17 protein-coding genes and 1 pseudogene are annotated in these 16,800 nt (G+C 37.9%); 13 read left to right on the top strand and 5 right to left on the bottom strand.

The window, feature by feature from the left end:
• The first annotated feature begins 1 nt into the window (after nt 1).
• The 3 genes from BTO28_RS15880 (at nt 2) to BTO28_RS15870 (ending at nt 2,417) form a co-directional block, all read left to right on the top strand.
• Nucleotides 2-283, top strand: coding sequence for a heavy-metal-associated domain-containing protein (locus BTO28_RS15880; RefSeq protein ID WP_144289500.1), 282 nt, complete (start codon nt 2-4; stop codon nt 281-283).
• Between the two features lie 270 nt (nt 284-553).
• A complete protein-coding gene (locus BTO28_RS15875; protein ID WP_076768086.1) occupies nt 554-1,441 on the top strand; it encodes a polysaccharide deacetylase family protein in 888 nt (295 codons plus the stop codon).
• A gap of 88 nt (nt 1,442-1,529) precedes the next feature.
• Nucleotides 1,530-2,417, top strand: a complete 888-nt coding sequence (locus BTO28_RS15870) for a nitrilase-related carbon-nitrogen hydrolase (RefSeq protein WP_076768084.1) — start codon at nt 1,530-1,532, stop codon at nt 2,415-2,417.
• Between the two features lie 117 nt (nt 2,418-2,534).
• On the opposite strand, the gene BTO28_RS15865 is transcribed toward BTO28_RS15870, so the two are convergent.
• Nucleotides 2,535-3,020: a hypothetical protein gene (locus tag BTO28_RS15865; protein WP_083711704.1), complete on the bottom strand. Its 486-nt coding sequence runs from the start codon at nt 3,018-3,020 to the stop codon at nt 2,535-2,537.
• A gap of 213 nt (nt 3,021-3,233) precedes the next feature.
• Between BTO28_RS15865 and BTO28_RS15860 the strand changes: the two are divergent.
• Nucleotides 3,234-3,440, top strand: a pseudogene (locus BTO28_RS15860) (KGG domain-containing protein); the annotation flags it as partial.
• 275 nt (nt 3,441-3,715) lie between these two features.
• Nucleotides 3,716-5,422: a methyl-accepting chemotaxis protein gene (locus BTO28_RS15855; protein ID WP_076768081.1), complete on the top strand. Its 1,707-nt coding sequence runs from the start codon at nt 3,716-3,718 to the stop codon at nt 5,420-5,422.
• Nucleotides 5,423-6,231: 809 nt separating this feature from the next.
• Here BTO28_RS15855 and BTO28_RS15850 read toward each other — a convergent pair.
• Together BTO28_RS15850 and BTO28_RS15845 are read right to left on the bottom strand one after the other, a co-directional pair.
• Complete coding sequence (locus tag BTO28_RS15850) at nt 6,232-6,417, bottom strand: hypothetical protein (RefSeq protein ID WP_076768079.1); 186 nt, start codon at nt 6,415-6,417, stop codon at nt 6,232-6,234.
• 124 nt (nt 6,418-6,541) lie between these two features.
• Complete coding sequence (locus tag BTO28_RS15845; protein ID WP_076768077.1) at nt 6,542-8,377, bottom strand: DNA ligase D; 1,836 nt, start codon at nt 8,375-8,377, stop codon at nt 6,542-6,544.
• Nucleotides 8,378-8,490: 113 nt separating this feature from the next.
• Between BTO28_RS15845 and ku the strand changes: the two genes are divergently transcribed.
• Both ku and BTO28_RS15835 read left to right on the top strand, forming a co-directional pair.
• Entirely contained in the window at nt 8,491-9,318 is an 828-nt protein-coding gene (gene ku, locus BTO28_RS15840; RefSeq protein WP_076768075.1) for a non-homologous end joining protein Ku, read from the top strand.
• Nucleotides 9,319-9,384: 66 nt separating this feature from the next.
• Nucleotides 9,385-10,143 (top strand): TraR/DksA C4-type zinc finger protein, encoded by a 759-nt coding sequence (locus BTO28_RS15835; RefSeq protein WP_076768073.1) that lies wholly within the window; start codon nt 9,385-9,387, stop codon nt 10,141-10,143.
• A gap of 83 nt (nt 10,144-10,226) precedes the next feature.
• On the opposite strand, the gene BTO28_RS15830 is transcribed toward BTO28_RS15835, so the two are convergent.
• Nucleotides 10,227-10,427: a small, acid-soluble spore protein, alpha/beta type gene (locus BTO28_RS15830; RefSeq protein WP_083711702.1), complete on the bottom strand. Its 201-nt coding sequence runs from the start codon at nt 10,425-10,427 to the stop codon at nt 10,227-10,229.
• Nucleotides 10,428-10,649: 222 nt separating this feature from the next.
• Here BTO28_RS15830 and BTO28_RS15825 point away from each other — a divergent pair, with 222 nt between their 5' ends.
• The 6 genes from BTO28_RS15825 (at nt 10,650) to BTO28_RS15805 (ending at nt 15,734) form a co-directional block, all read left to right on the top strand.
• Nucleotides 10,650-10,883 carry a hypothetical protein gene (locus BTO28_RS15825; protein ID WP_076768072.1) on the top strand — a complete coding sequence of 78 codons (234 nt, stop codon included), beginning with the start codon at nt 10,650-10,652 and terminating at the stop codon, nt 10,881-10,883.
• 378 nt (nt 10,884-11,261) lie between these two features.
• Nucleotides 11,262-12,200 carry a DUF2971 domain-containing protein gene (locus BTO28_RS15820; RefSeq protein ID WP_158068839.1) on the top strand — a complete coding sequence of 313 codons (939 nt, stop codon included), beginning with the start codon at nt 11,262-11,264 and terminating at the stop codon, nt 12,198-12,200.
• An 87-nt stretch (nt 12,201-12,287) separates the two neighbouring features.
• A complete protein-coding gene (locus tag BTO28_RS15815; RefSeq protein WP_076768068.1) occupies nt 12,288-13,895 on the top strand; it encodes a catalase in 1,608 nt (535 codons plus the stop codon).
• Nucleotides 13,896-14,253: 358 nt separating this feature from the next.
• Nucleotides 14,254-14,406 carry a hypothetical protein gene (locus tag BTO28_RS17220; RefSeq protein ID WP_158068838.1) on the top strand — a complete coding sequence of 51 codons (153 nt, stop codon included), beginning with the start codon at nt 14,254-14,256 and terminating at the stop codon, nt 14,404-14,406.
• A 425-nt stretch (nt 14,407-14,831) separates the two neighbouring features.
• Nucleotides 14,832-15,287: a hypothetical protein gene (locus BTO28_RS15810; protein WP_076768066.1), complete on the top strand. Its 456-nt coding sequence runs from the start codon at nt 14,832-14,834 to the stop codon at nt 15,285-15,287.
• 111 nt (nt 15,288-15,398) lie between these two features.
• On the top strand, nt 15,399-15,734 hold the full coding sequence (locus BTO28_RS15805; protein ID WP_076768064.1) for a L,D-transpeptidase: 336 nt from the start codon (nt 15,399-15,401) through the stop codon (nt 15,732-15,734).
• Between the two features lie 105 nt (nt 15,735-15,839).
• On the opposite strand, the gene BTO28_RS15800 is transcribed toward BTO28_RS15805, so the two are convergent.
• A complete protein-coding gene (locus tag BTO28_RS15800; protein WP_076768062.1) occupies nt 15,840-16,607 on the bottom strand; it encodes an ATP-dependent DNA ligase in 768 nt (255 codons plus the stop codon).
• Nucleotides 16,608-16,800: the final 193 nt, after the last annotated feature.

Genomic DNA, 16,800 nt, shown 5'->3' with positions numbered 1-16,800 from the left:
GATGATCGAAGTGGAATCTGGCGTAATCGTAGTGAAAGGCATGAATAACCAGCAAGATGCGGACAAAGTATTGGATGCATTGCTCGGCGTATGGGGTATTGGCAGAGCAGAAATAAACTTAAAAAAAAGCGAAGCATTGATTACTTATGATGAACGTATGGCCTCTTCCCATGATTTCGAGCAAGCGGTCCTGGATTCGGGTTTTGGGATTGACTTTAACGATAGCATTTCAAAAGATCCATTAAATTTATCAAAAGAGGTGAACCAGAATGAAGGTATGTGAAATATGCGGCGCTATCGATGAATTGGATGAACAAGATGGGGAAATGAGCCATTCGAGAAGCCTCCATGTTTGTGAAAAATGCCGGGAGGACCGAAAGACAACGATAGAATGATTTTAGCATTTAACCTGATGAAAATTCATCAGGTTTTTTTTGTTTCAAACATAGTAATGAGAAACGCTGCCATTTTTAAAAAATTGCTCATATAAAACGATGGCAATCAATATAATGTTGCTTAGTAGTGCCAATCCATTAATGGGAGGAAACCATTTATGAAACAAGTTTCAGGGAAAATCAAACTGCCACCCGGGAAGAAAGTAGCGGTAAACATCGGTTCAGATTTCGATGCACATTCCGTGTGGATGGGATCACTTAATAAATTTTCTCCATCCTATTTGCATAGAGGGGAATTTGGGGCAGCAGTTGGGGCACCAAGATTACTCAAATTAATGGACAAGTACCATATTAAAGGAAACTGGTGTATTCCAGGTCATACGATTGATACGTTTTTTGATATTTGTAAAGAAGTTGTCGCACATGGGCATGAAATTACGCATCATGGATACGCACATGAAAACCCGACGAATATGAAATATAAAGAAGAAGAAGCGATCATGATTAAAGGATTGGAAGCATTAGATCGAATTGGAGTAAAGCCTCGAGGATATCGATCTCCTGCTTGGGATTACAGTCGGAATACACTTTCAATTCTTGAAAAGTATGGGTTTGAATATGACAGTAGTTTAATGGCGAACGATTTACATCCATACCGCCCGCGTCCAATCATCCCTCATATGGATAAAGCGAGTGAATATGGCGAGCCTAGTAGTATATTAGAAATACCGGTTTCCTGGTACTTAGATGATTTTCCAACACAAGAACTTGTATTTGGTTCGATGGATGGATTAGCAGATCCGGATGTAATGTTCCAGCGCTGGCAAGATATATTTAACTATGCGGTTGATCATGAAGAAGGTGCCTGTGTCGTCCTGACCACTCATCCGCAAACCATTGGGCGTGCGCATATGATTACAAGATTGGAAAAATTAATTAACCATATGGAATCTCGAGGTGCATGGTTCTGCACGCTAGGAGAAATCAATGATAATTTCGTAGAGGATCGTTCCTATAAAGGCACATCCTTTGAAGTTCAAATTTGATTATTCTTAATAAAGTAGAAGAATTGTACAAGTTTTTCACGGGCCGGGAAGCCTATAGCACATTTAGATAAATAAGGAGGCATCAGGCGTGCGAAACGTTAAAATATCCGCTTGTCAACTTAAGCTTAAACCGCTAACAAATTTTGAGGAATTTGCATCTCAAGTGAAGTCGATGATTAATCAAGTACCGGAAGAATCGGATTATGTCATATTTCCTGAGCTAGTTACGTTAGGTCTTTTAAATAGCTTTCCGAATTCAGATCAATTCGAAGCGAGTGACCTCGTAAGAGTCTCAGAGTATACAGACGACTATAAAAACTTGTTTAGGAATTTGGCCATCCAGAGAAAGCAAGTCATTATTGCGGGATCCCACCTGGAAAGAAGAGAGGATAAGTACTTTAATATTTGTTATGTGTTCGACAAAGACGGTCGTAATATTGAACATAAGAAAACGCACATTTTCCCGGCTGAAGCCGATTGGCAAACGAGCGAAGGCAATGAGCTGGAAGTGTATGATATAGGACCTGCAAAGATTGGGATCGCCATCTGTTATGAGGCTGAAATTCCTGAGATCTCAAGAATCTTGAGTTTAAAGGGCGCCGAAATTATTTTCTGCCCGTCTTATACGTTTTCAGAAGCAGGTTTTTGGAGAGTGCGCCATTGTGCGCAAGCGCGGAGCATTGAAAATCAAGTATATTTTGTTCATTGTCCTACAGTTGGTGATCCAGCTATTCCTGTATCGGCGGCTGGCTATGGCAGGGCTTCAATTTTGAGTCCTTGCGATCTAGCATTTCCATACAATGGAGTTGTTACAGAAGCGGGTACAAATCAAAATACGGTGATTACAGGAACAGTTGATATTGATGAGCTCTATAAAAATCGTAAGTCAGGAGCGGCAACAACATTTTACGACAGGACCCGGAGAGAAAGCATGTATGCGAAATATCCTCCTTTTCAAACGGCGGTCAAACAGTAACGGTATAACAACCCCATAAACGAATAATCCGCTGTCAACTCGACAGCGGATTATTCGTTTTCTTTGAGAGGTACTTTATAGAACTTGCTTTCATTATGTCTTGCTTAGATTTTTTAATTAACAAGCAGCATGATATGGCTCCAATGAAAAATGCATAAGGAGCTTCATGAAATCTTCATTTTCACTATTCAACAATTGATTGGCATAGCGCCATGCGTTTGTTTCAATTCGTAACGCGATCCGTTTTTTTTCCAATGGATCTACGGTCTTTTCCAGCTGTTCGGAAAGCGCGGTTAACTCCTTATCTTCCGCGTGGCCAAGTTCGTGGGCGAAGACAGCGGCGAGATGCTTTTCATACGGTTTAAGTGATCCATAAAGAATTTCGCATTGCTTTTGAATACCATCTAGATAAAGTGTAATACAGTTATTTGATAAACTATATTTTCCACCGGCAATTGTGTTTCGGTTAGGAGATCGCTCAATTTTAACTGAAACAGAACTGTCCGACTTGGCGAGCAAATGCTGAACAACGGCAGGAAGAGTGGATATGTTTTTTGGGGCAATTTCTACGTCGTGAACCGTACTCGTTAAATTTCTCTCCATTTTTTCTCCTCAATACTTAAATATATAAATTAGAAAAAGAATAGTACAACCCTATTATACACCACTTTTGGTAAATTAGCTTAGTAAGTTAATTGAATTAAAATAAATAATTATTGGGAAACTAATACTAAAATTTAAAAAAGAGTTTATTCTTTTTAGAATCGGGAATCCAACTAGTGTGTCACAATCATACTCACTAAGGAGGAATGTAAGATGGCAAACAGGAACGATAATGAAGGTAAAATGAGTCGCGAGGAAGCAGGTCGCATGGGCGGAGAAGCTACGTCAAAAAACCATGATAAAGAATTTTATCAAGAAATCGGTCAAAAAGGCGGAGAAGCTACATCCAGAAATCACGATAGAGAATTTTATGAGGAGATCGGCGAAAAAGGCGGAAGATCCAACAGTCGAAATAACAACTAAATAATGAATCAAGGATAATTATAGAATTTTAAGTAGACAGAAAAACTTTTATCTTTTATTAGGTAAAAGCTTTTCTGTCTTTTTTTTATAAGATTTTTAGTCCAATGAATTTTACAGAATGAGTGGTTTTGAAACGGAAATAGAAATATAGTTAATTGTACCTATTTACCAATAGACATAATGCCTAATTGAATGTATAATTGGTCGAAGGTTTTTTGTAATTAATTTTTATTAATAATAATTATAATATAAAATATTAGAGGAGTAGACAGATGAACATGATACAAAATTTAAAGATCGCACAAAAATTAATGGTTCTGATTCTTATTTCAGCAATTAGCGTCATTGTCGTTGGGTTTACAGCTATTAGTCAGGAACTTGCTATGCAAAAGAAACTAGAGGAGATGTATGATAGCAAATTAATTCCTATAGAGAAATTGCTGATGATTCAAGAGAATGAACAATCGGTTAAAGCAACTTTATTAGAGATGATGCTGACGAAAGAACAGAGTGAACATGATAGGTTGTTATCCGAAATTGAAAAGCTCGCAGAAGAGAACGGAGCTTTGAGAAGCCAGTACCAAACAGATAGTCCGTATGAATTAGAAAAGCTTAAGGAAATGGATCAAATTGTCGTTAAATACATAGCAATAAGAGATCAAGTAATCAAGTTAAGCGCGGATAGCAAAAACGAAGAAGCCTATCAAATTTATACAGAAGAAGTTTCGTCTTCAATAAATAAATTAGAAAACGTCATACAGGAGCTTGTGATATATAATTCCGATGATGCAAAACAAGTCAATAATGAGAATAAAGAGGATGTACAGAATTCAATTATTATTTTATCTAGCGTTACATTAGCTGGGATAATCGTATCAGTTGTAGTTGGAGGGCTTATTGTCAAAAGCATAGCAAACCCAGTGAAAGAAATAGAAGGATTAATGACGAAAGCTGCAGCTGGTGACCTGACCGCAAAAAGCAATTATCAATCGAATGATGAAATTGGTTCATTAAGCTTTTCTTTTAATAAGATGATTCAAGGACTGAAGGAAATAATTTCTACTGTGAACCATACGTCTGAACAAGTAGCAGCGTCATCAGAGCAATTAAATTCAAGCTCTGAACAAAGCAGTCAAGCAGCAGAAAACATTTCTTATACCATCCAAGAGTTAGCAGCAGGAGCCGAAAATCAAGTGCAAAGTGTACAAGAAAGCTCAAGAATTATACAAGAAATTTCAGCAAGTTCACAAAAAATTGCTGAAAACTCACTGGAAATTTCTGATAATTCAATAGAGGCCGCGAAGCAATCAGAAGAAGGAAGCCGTGCGATACAAGACTCCATTACACAGATGATTGCGATCAATAACAAAGTTACAAACTTATCAAGTGCTATACGGGGGCTTGGCGAACGTTCTAAGGAAATTGAACAAATTACGCAGGTGATTACCGCTATTTCCGATCAGACGAATTTATTGGCACTTAACGCTGCCATTGAAGCTGCTCGAGCAGGAGAGCATGGACTCGGATTTGCAGTAGTTGCTAATGAAGTGAGGAACTTGGCTGAACAGTCCTCTGCTTCAGCCAGCCATATTACAAATTTGATCTTGCAAATACAAGCAGATACGAATGACGTTATCGACTCAATGGCTTCTGCAACGGATGAAGTTGGAAATGGGATTCAAGTTGTAAATAGAGCGGGAGATACATTTACCCATATTCAAGAGGCCGTAAATGCTGTAACTGATCAAATGACAGAAATAACATCTGCCGTACAGCAGCTATCGGCTGGAATTGAACAAGTGTCTTACTCCATTCAGGATGTGAATAGGGTTGCTGAGCAATCTGCCTCTGGCGCACAAAATGTTTCGGCAGCGACGCAAGAACAATTGGCTTCTACAGAAGAAATCCATTCATCAGCGGGTGCTTTAGCTGTAACGGCAGAACAGCTGCAAAGTGTAGTCGGGAAATTTAAATTATAATTGTTTTGTCTTTTTGCCAGGGAAACCTGGCTTTTTTACTTTTTAACAACTGAAGTTGAGTTTTTTTGCAGGAAGACATCAGGTATGGAAATATGAAACCCTATGGCTGCTAACTGCATAAAAATAAATGCAGAATGACTGGCTATTGTTATCGTTGAAGATGTCATAGTTAAATTCCCTAGTGGGAAAAAGAAAACTTGATAAAAAAAGCCGGTTAGACCCGGCTCAAAAAATGATAGTGCCCATGGAAAGGGCTGGGAATCGAACAATAACAGTATGGCAAATTCAGAAAAATTTTATACAAAAATGGATTATCTTATGATAATTGCAGGGAAATAGTGTGATGAAATTATTAGATATGCGCACCATTATAAATGGTATAAGACCTGAACTTGCGGAGATAGCAATCCAGATTGACTTAAATATATGTTCCATACTAACAAAAGCAAATTGCATTTTTTGGTTGTTAGAAAACAACAATAGGCTAATCCAATACCATCCATCCAAGTTTCCTGATAAATGGAATAATTGTTCAATATGGATATACTGGCAGGGGCTTGCTGTGTACAGCTGGCGGTCTATTTTTGTATTAATATTTTAAAAGGGTAGATTTTTATGCCTGTCAGAACGAAGTCACTGCAAGGGGGCTGAACACCCCCCTGCGGAATGACTCCGAAATAATTCAATTGGTTTGCGGTTCGTTAATAACAATGTTGTCCGTTCAAGGGTATCGGCAATGAAGTATCAAAAGCTTATCGTTGTACCGTATGAAGTATAGTAGGAAGGAGTGTAAGGTTTATTTTTAGAAATCAATTATGTTGTTCGCAATTGACATTGATCACGCTGCTTAAAAGTAAAATATCCTGATGAATTCTTTCTCTAATTGTTTCGTCTGTACATTTTCCGTAATCTGTTAGTAACCTGCCAATTTCTTTAATAAGTAAAAACACCTCGATTTCTTCTAATTTTTTTATATCAATCGTGTCCAATCTCATATGTTAAATCCCCATTCTGGTTAAAAAGTAATGTCATAAGAATATTTTAATCAGGTCTTTCGTATATGTCCATTTTTTTCTGAATAAAAATACATCACTAAACATATTACGAGGTTTCCATATCTTATTTTGTTAACTCCTTTAGTTGAGTTACTACATTGTTAAATCGTTGTGTCTCTGCTGCTTCCCAAAAGGAACGAAAAGGATTTCCTTCGTTTTTTAATCGATCTAAAACAGCAGTCATTGTAAACAAATCCGGTTTTAACGAGCTATTTATTTCTTCCCAGTAAAGTGGTGTGGCAATAAGACCGCGTTTGTTACCTCTCGGAGAATAGGGCGCTATAATTGTCTTTCCTTCATCATGCTGGATATAGTCAAGATACAATTTGTTTTGACGGTTTTTCTTCAACCGCTCAGTCGTAAACGAATGTGGCTCCTGTTCACATAGGAAAGTACATACAAATTTTATGAAAAGACGTGTTTCTTCATACGAAAAAGTGTTTGCGGGTAATGGAATATAGACTTGCAGACCTTTTCCCCCGGAGGTTTTCACAAAAGATCGAAGTTCAAATTGATCAAAAATAGCTTTCATTTGCAAGGCTGCTTTGATGGCTAAAGGAAATTCGTTTACGGAAGGAGGATCCAAGTCAAAAACAATTTCCGTCGGATTAACGGTATGTCTAGTTTGATAAGGGATGTGAAACTCAAGTGCAAGTTGATTTCCCAGCCATAGCAGCGTTTCCATATCATTACATATAATGTAACGAATATCATCCACTTGTTCCGCTGTAACGAATTCAGGTGCATAATCCGGACAGCTTTTTTGATAAAAGTGTTCTTCCATGACGCCGTGTGGATATCGAATAACAGTAAGCAGTCTTTCATGTAAAAAGGGCAAAAGAGCCGGTGCTGCGTTTTGTAAATATAATAAATAATCGTTTTTTTGTATGTTTAGAATAGGCACAATCGGTTTTTCTGGATGTGTCACCGGTACTGTTTCCGGAAGAGGGAAGAGCTGACGCTGCATGTGCTGCCAATGACATTCTTCCGGTTCTATCTCAAAATTAAACGCATGAAATAAAGGTTCTCTAACTTGCACTCCATCAAAATCAATACAGGCGATATCGACACAAATAGACGGTTCAATCTCCCAGCTCATTTTGGTTACTTGTTTCCCTTTAGATTGAAACAATTGTTTTAATGTTTTTTCCTCTTCTTTCGTAAGACCATGCCGGAAGACAACAATCTCCTTAATGGTCGTTCCTTTATATATACCTCCATGAAAGAATCCATTTTTTTGATCATATTTTGTCAGGATGACAGTGACATATCGCCAATTTTTAATTTTTAACCAATGAATGGTTCTTTTATCAATGTTCCAGGTGCTTGCTTTTTTTTTGGCTACAATTCCTTCCCCATTGTTTACGGTAATATTCTTCCATATTCGTCTGCTGTCTTCATACACATTAATCGCTTGTAACCGCTTAGGATCTTCATAATTAACGTAAGATGGAAGACCAGCTGCTTTAAAAAGACTATTCAGCTTCTGCTTTCGTATTGTTAATGGAAAATCACTTAATTTCTGGCCTTTTAATGTTAAAAGATCAAAAATAACGTAATGGCAAGGAAATTTTTGAACATGATTTGTAATGACACTACGTTTTCGCATTCGGCCACGCAACTGAACCGTAGAAAAGTGACTTTGATAATTGTTTCGTAAAAACACCAATTCACCATCCAGCGATAATGGTAAAAAAGGGATCATTTTATCATAAATGTCATGGCAGAAGCTAATGATTTCAGGAAATGCATGATTAAGAATTTTTCCGTTCCTGCTCTTTAGAATGGGTGTGTTCTTTTCCCATTCCAGGACGCAGCGAAAACCGTCATATTTCGCTTCATACAGCCAGTCATTGCCTGTGGGGATCTCAGTTGCAGCAGTTAAAAGCATTGGCTTCAATCACATTAACCTTCTCTCCATATGTTTTGTATTTATGGTTTGATTATTTCTCGCTCCTATACATAAATATGAAGAAATCTTTGCATAGTAAAAGAAAAAAGTAGGTGGAGAAAATGCACACTGTATGGAAAGGAAGCATTAGCTTTGGACTTGTTAATATACCTGTAAAGCTGCACACTGCGACAGAAAATAAAGACATTAAACTGCGGCAGCTTCATAAAGAATGTCATACACCAATCAATTATCAAAAAGTTTGTCCTGGATGTGAAAAAGAAGTAAAAGATGAGCATATAGTTAAGGCCTTTGAGTATACAAAAGGAAAGTTTGTCGTGCTGGATGAAGATGATTTGGAAAAACTAAAAAAAGAAAATGAAGATAAAGCTGTTGAAATCATCGATTTCGTAAAACTGGAAGAAATTGATCCTATTTACTTTGAACGAAGCTATTTTTTAGCTCCAGATACTGGCGGAGGGAAAGCCTATTCGCTTTTAATGAAGGCACTAGTCGAATCTGGAAAAATAGGTGTTGCCAAAATCATGATTCGTTCAAAGGAGCAGCTTGCAGTTGTCCGGGTATATAAAGAGACGTTGTTAATGGAAACAATCCATTTTCCAGACGAGGTTCGGAATGTTCAAGATGTGCCGAATGTCCCGAGCAATCCATCGGTCAATAAAAAAGAGCTTGATACGGCTCTTATGTTAGTTGAACAGTTAACAACCACATTTGAACCTGAAAAATATCACGATGACTACCGAACGGCATTAATGGAATTAATCGAGGAGAAAAAAGCGGGCAAGGAAACGGTAACGTCGATTGGGAAACAGCCAGCAGCATCAAATGTTACCGATTTAATGGCAGCTCTTCAAGCTTCCCTTGACAAAACAAAGAAGAAAACTCCTGCCCCGAGAAAGCGGCAATCTAAAGCGAAGAAAAATGCATGATGCTCATCCATAAAACAGAAAATAAAGTAATCACATAAATACGACAGAGAAAAGGTTGGGAATGACATGCTGACAAAAGAACAACTATCAAATCTTCAGACTGAGTTACTTGAAAGGAAGAAAGAATTAGGGAACCGCTTTGAGGATAATGATCATTATAACTTACAAAGAAGCCTTTCTGATTCCATGAGAGAACTATCCGTTTATGACAACCACCCTGGAGACATTGGAACAGAGTTATATGAGAGGGAAAAAGATATCGCGCTAAATGAACATTCTATGCTGGAACTTCAAGAAATTGACAAAGCATTAGAAGCGATTAAAAATGGGAAATACGGAAAATGTCAAACATGCAATGAAGACATACCGCTTGAACGTTTAGAAGCAATTCCAACAGCACTTTTCTGTGTAAAGCATACATCGGATCAAGAAATCTCACGCCATCGCCCCATTGAAGAAGAGGTATTAACCCCTCCGTTTGGAAAGTTTGATTTAGATGAGGAAGACGAAAATGTAGCGTATGATTCTGAAGATTCGTGGCAGGATGTTGCAAATTATGGAACGTCTGAATCCCCTTCAGATTTTGCCGATCCGCCAAAGGAATATGATGACATGTATGTAGAGGCAGGAGAGAACGTTGGATATGTTGAAGATTTTGAGAACTTTGTTGGAGTAGATATAAACGGAAAAAATATTCGGGTTTATCCAAATAAACAACATGAACAGTATGAAGATGAATTGGATGAAGAAGGAATCATGACATCATATGGGGATCTGCCAGGATATGAACATGACCCGTATACGGATAAAGAAGAGAAAGAATAAAATGTAAGTACGTCCTGTTCAATTGAACGGGACTTTTTCATGAAAAAATCCACCCGGCAAGGGATGGATTTTAAAAAGAATCGTTAACGGTCACGGAGCTCTTGCTGAGCCATACGAATTAAACGCTTGGTAATTTCGCCACCGGTTGAACCGTTGCCACGGGCGGTTGTGTCTGCGCCTAGTGTCACTCCGAATTCTTCAGCTATTTCGAATTTGAATTGCTCAAGAACTCTTTCTGCCCCGGGGACAATCAATTGATTTCGGCTGCCTCGTGAGTTAGACATGATCTTCACCACCTCTGTTGTTTGTCTTTAATATTTGTCGATGGGTATAGAATCATTCAAATAAATCGCTTGAAAATTCTTTTTGTTCACTCAAAAAATAGACGCGAAGCCAATGGCTTCAATTTTATAAAATGATTGTCAGAAAAACGATGATAACGGAAGAGTTTACATATCAATAAAATGGGAATAGTCTCTTTAAAAAGGTTTAAAGGAGGAATAATAATGAAAACAGTATATGCAGAATTAACAGTTGATGAAATGAAACAATCTGGTGATATTGAAACGATTGTAAAAGAGGCACTACAAGAACATGGAATAAAAGTAAACGGGTTGACGAATAACCTTCCGGAACAAAACAAGATGCTGCAAGAAGGTGTGACAATCAAAAAGGCCGGTGTTCAGGTTCAATCTGATATTACTTCAACCGGATCTGGCGGAATGGTGTCCCCTGATTAAATAAAAATTTGTTAAAAAAACGAGAGAGGCTCGTTTTTAGGAAAATGAAAATGAAAGAATAAGATCTTTTTTGAGAAAAATGTATTAAAAAGCCGGGAGAATCCCGGCTTAAAGCTTGAAAGGCATCTGTTGGCAAGAGAAGCAGCTAACATAACCAATCAAGAAACAGTTTACCCGTTCGTGTAAAATAAATGCAAAGGTAGAAAACATTCGTTAATTAATGCTAACAGAAAGAGGTAAAAGCCTTTACCGTATAACTCGCTGGCGCTAACTTGCCTAGCAAGTTTTTTTATTTATAAATAATGAGATCTCTCTTGCAGCCAATATTTGCGCCTCATTTGGTGCATAATATGGTTGAGCTGAGAAGGAGAGAGGATGTTGGAAAAAAAATTTTCTGATATAAAGCGGATTGATGATATTCATTTGTTTCTTTCTTCACTTAAAGCGGACCAGCTCCCTTTATTGGAGGGCTCATGCTCTCTTTTTCACTACAGTAATGGAAATGGAGTAAAAAGTATTGTTGAAAATAGGGAAATATGGCTGTCAAAAAGTGAATTTTTAAATGACAAGCTGGAAAGAAAATATACGCTAGACCTCGTATTGTCCATAATACAGGAATTTTTGTCCCCTGAACCGAATAATGAAGAGCTGCTTTTTAGCAAATGGTTTAAACAAATGATGGAACAAGATTTATTTTCCTTTGAAATCTTTACCCTTTCTTTCAGCAGAAATGGTGATTCCAACCTTCTTTGGTCCAATTATTCAAATAATGATGGGTACAATATCGAGTTTAGCTACCCTGAGATTGGTAAAATTTTTATAGAGAATTTAAAAATGGTTTATCCCAATAAAGAATTTTCCGTTTATCCGTATTTTGTGATATACAACAAACAGGATCAAATTCATTTACTGAAAAGAGAAATCATTAATTTGTATAAATTGTTTCTCTACGACTATTGTAACGGCGAAAAACAATTTCAATTTCAAAAAGGGAAAAGAATTTTAGCCAATATCGTATGCTATTCCATTTTTTTTAAAGACCACAGTTTTCATCAGGAAGAAGAGTTCCGAATCGCTGTTTTTCATCCATATAAAAATGAAAAACCCCCATACCAATGCCGATTGAGCAACGGCGTTTTTATTCCATATATCAAAATTCCAATTTCAAACCACGGGACTAATATGCCGATTAAAGGGATAACGATTGGACCGAAAAACAGTCTCGATATAGCAGAAGAAGGGTTGAAACATTTTTTAATTCTTAACGGGCTATCTGATGTTTCCATAAGCAGGTCAAAGATTCCTTATCGGTATTAAAGGGAATTTAATTCTAATGTTTACTTCCTTTTCCATAAGGGCATGAATATTATAGAGATTTTCACTTTACACCTGGGAGGATAAACAATGGATAATGAAAAAAAAGACTACGGCAGCCGTAAAGGAACCGGGGAAAATGAAGAATCGTTAACAAATCGTCAAGGGCATCCGGTCACTGATAATCAAAATATAAGAACGGTGGGGAATCGTGGTCCAGGGACACTGGAGAATTACGATTTTTTGGAGAAAATTTCGCACTTTGACCGTGAACGGATTCCAGAACGTGTCGTCCATGCACGTGGAGCAGGTGCTCACGGCTATTTTGAAACATACGGGAAAGCGGGAGATGAAGATGTTTCGAAGTACACCCGTGCTAAGGTATTTCAAGGAGCTGGGAAAAAGACACCAGTATTTGTCCGTTTTTCAACTGTTGCTGGAGCGAAAGAATCTCCTGAAACTGCTCGTGATCCACGTGGATTTGCAGTGAAATTTTATACGGAAGATGGAAACTGGGATCTTGTAGGAAATAACTTAAAGATCTTTTTTATTCGTGATCCGCTGAAATTTCCAGATATGATTCATGCGTTCAAGCCTGATCCGGTGACGAATGTGCAGAATCCAGAACGAATGTTTGATTTTGTTTCACAGTCGCCGGAGACAACTCATATGATTACATTTCTATTCTCTCCTTGGGGCATCCCGGCCAACTATCGCCAAATGCAGGGTTCTGGAGTAAATACGTACAAATGGGTAAACGATAAAGGGGAAGCTGTTTTAGTCAAGTACCATTGGGAACCGCTAAAGCAGGGAATTCGAAATCTTACCCAAAAAGAAGCAAACGAGATTCAAGCGATAAATACGAGTCATGCCACTCAAGATCTATATGAGGCGATCGATAAAGGAGATTATCCTGAATGGGAGCTCTGTGTACAAATTATGAGTGATGAAGAACACCCAGAGCTTGATTTTGATCCATTGGATGACACAAAATTGTGGCCGACGGATAAGTTCCCGTTCCTTCCAGTAGGAAAAATGGTGCTAAATAAAAATCCGGAAAACTATTTTGCAGAAGTGGAGCAAGCTGCATTTGGAACGGGCGTCCTTGTAGATGGCCTTGATTTTTCGGATGATAAAATGCTCCAAGGCCGCACATTCTCATACTCCGATACACAGCGGTACCGTGTTGGAGCTAATTATTTACAGCTGCCGATAAACTCTCCTAAAAAACGAGTTGCAACCAACCAGCGTGATGGTCAAAGCGCGTATCGTGTAGACATGGCTCCTGGTCAAAATCCGCATGTGAATTATGAGCCTTCAATTCTTGGTGGCTTAAAGGAAGCTGAACAAATTGGAAAGGTACACCAGCCGCATTACAACGACAAGCTAGTTCGGGAACCAATCGACCGGAAGAATGAATTTGGTCAAGCCGGTGAAACATACCGCAATTTTGAAGAATGGGAAAAAGATGAATTGATCAGCAATCTGGTGGATGCTCTTAAAATTTGTGATCCCAGAATTCAGAATCAAATGATCGAAAATTTTACAAAAGCGGACAAAGAATATGGAAGACGTGTATCAGAAGGGCTCGCTAAAGCCAGGGAAGAGATGGGTTCTAATGAACACGTCAGCTCATTTGAAGCAGACAAAGCCGCTGATAAGGCTAGAAAAATGGGGCATGAAGCGGATCCATATTAAAAAAAATTGCATATAAAATATAGTTTGGAATAATGAAGGGACTTGCGGATGCAAGTCCCTTATTTTAGCAAGTTTTTAAAAGGATACGCTGTATGGTGGTTAACGCAAAAAAGGCCAGGCTGCCCTGGCTATAATAGGATCGGAAGGAATTACAGAGAGTTGAGAGATATTATCGAACAGTTATAGTTTAACCATCTTTGAATAAAATATACGAAAAAGTCGAAATGAATGTTAATCTTGCATAAGTTAAGCAAAGAAATTACTTTATTAACAATATTGATTTCCTGCGTTTTTATTACTCCGCATGAGGGAAACTCCATTCCGTAGCATTAGATTAACTGTAAAGGAGTGATACTGCATGTTTATGTTAAACGGTATGGGGACGTTTGCGTGGACGTTCTTTATCACTCTTCCATTGACTCTTTTCATTCATACAAGCGGACATGCATTTTTTGCCCTTGTTTTTGGGGAAAACCTCTTTAACAAACGGACACCGCAGCATGCTGGTTAAGATAAAAAGAATTGAAAACCGAAAGTTCTATTTTACAGACGCTTCATGTCGTTATAATAAAATTCGGCATGACCGGAGATGGAAACATGCACTAATGTAAGCGGTAGGACCGGCAATCAATATCTTGTCAATTTGTTGATAAACGGACTTATTCATGTAGGCTGCCTTCATGCGCATATCCTCTTCTACCTCTAGGTTTATTTTTTTAATCCCGGTTGATTATGGACATCCGAGTGATGGCAAAGCATTTATGAAGTGCTGAAATTTGGGAAAGTATATAAGGAATTTGATTAAGCAGGGCGGTCAAGTCTGGAACTCCGGTTAAATGGTTCGCCCCTTTTTTTAAAAAAAGACAGGGGGGTCTATGGAGATAAATGATTTAAAAAGTGGAGGGGAAGATAAATGATAATCATTAAAAATGGGAGATGATTGAACTGCGTGATTTAGTGAAGAACAGAAAAAGTGAAGTTCGTTACTGCGAATCATTAAGTAATGGTCAATCGCTTCACGTGTATTTTTGGCGCGAAAAACAAAGTGTTTCCAGTCGAGTAGTGTATGTGTGGAATGCAGGGATTATCATCACTGATTCTCGGAAAAAGGCAAACCGATGGAAAAATCACAATCCGAAAGGCAATAAGCAAATATCATCCGGTAAAGGGGGCCTCGAAGGCTTAAAGAAGGCTTTAGATATCATCCTTCAATTTAGATACCGGTTAAAGCCCAATGAGTACTTATTTGTTGGCTTCGATGACGAGAAAAGAAGAGAAGCCTATCGCTGGCTGGAACGGCATGGGTTTATGGAGTTTCATAAAAACGGTAAATTTCTAGCGTATGGAACATTTAATCCGTTGTATTGGGATTGGCGTGAATCAGATGTGTAAATGATACAAAACAAAAAGTAATACGACTATAAATAAGGTAAACATTCGTAAAAATAAGAACCCTTCATACAATAAAACAAAAACAAAATTGTTTTATTTGGAGGCGGTTTTATGAAGCCCAAAATCGATATATCTACCAAAAAACATCAATTAAAGGTGCTGGATGGGAATCGGCTGGTAAAAACATATCCGATTGCTGTAGGAAAAATAGTCACTGCTACACCTTTTGGCGTTTTTAAAATAATAAATAAACAGCTTTATCCCGGCGGTCCTTTTGGCGTATTATGGATGGGTTTATCGAAACCTCATTATGGCATACATGGAACGAATAATCCTTCGTCTATTGGTAAAGATGTATCACATGGATGTATCAGAATGTATAATAATGATGTTCTTGAACTTTCTTCCATGGCACCTGTTGGTACACCGGTTCAAATCCATAAATGATGACGAAGGCTCATGGAGATTCACAATAAAAAATATGAACAAAATGATAAGGGCTGCTCAATATGAGCGGCCCTATTTACACATAAAAGGTTCTTTTTCTAAAAGTTAATATATCTCGATGATTTGTGGCAACCGGAGCTGATGACCGGAAGTCCAGCCTCTTGCTTTCACTTTACAGGAAAAAGGAGGTGATTTAGAATACAATTCCGATTTTATCTCTTTTGTAAATCCATCCCATACAGTTCCAATATAGTTACTTTGTGAATCAAAAAGTTGTGCGGATAAAGGCCGAAGTGTGATTTTCTTAATAAAGACATCATGTTGAGTCCAACAGATAATATTCCGCCAATCAGGCGACCGGATACCTGGTAAATAAGGAGTCCCTTTTTTCTTCGCTATCATTCCTTCCATATTATTTTCTTTCATAACCGAAAACAATCGCTCTCCTTCTTCAGGTATATGCAGGATCTGTTTAATATAAGGGGAATTAATATCCCGTATTACTTTTGAAAGCAGCTCCTTTCGCCGTTCAATGGGAAGTGTCATAATCGAGGCATGATCTTGCTCTAATAAATCAAAAGCCATAAAGTAAATAGGCTGTTCCATATTGCCATGAAAACGAGAAGTAGAGCCAGCATGATTATCCGGCGCATTTGTACTTGGCGTTATTAATTCCCCATCCAACAAGACATCATAACCCAGATCGAATTGCAATTCAGGAAGGCGGGTCGTTGTAACGGTCCCAAACTTTGTATAAGAGTACTTATTTCCAACCAACAAGCGATAACCATCATATTTAGGTTCGAAAATCCAATCAGCATCAGAAAAAACGTTGTCATCAGATGTTAAAAGCATGGGCTTTATTATTTTCATTTTGCTTTCTTTTGAATCGCTACGCGTAAACAGCGTTTACCGCCAGCGCTATGTTTTGTTCTCGTTCGTTGCAATCCGGAAAAGATGGTTTGCATGTCATTCACCTCTTGTTTATTTTGTCGATGCGGTGACGAACCTATACAAAAATTCTTGATGAAAATGGATTCATTTGTTCACATAATTAAAAAACTAT

Source organism: Domibacillus epiphyticus, from assembly GCF_001975785.1.
Classification (GTDB): Bacteria; Bacillota; Bacilli; order Bacillales; family Domibacillaceae; genus Domibacillus; species Domibacillus epiphyticus.
This window is presented reverse-complemented; position numbering and strand designations above follow the sequence as displayed.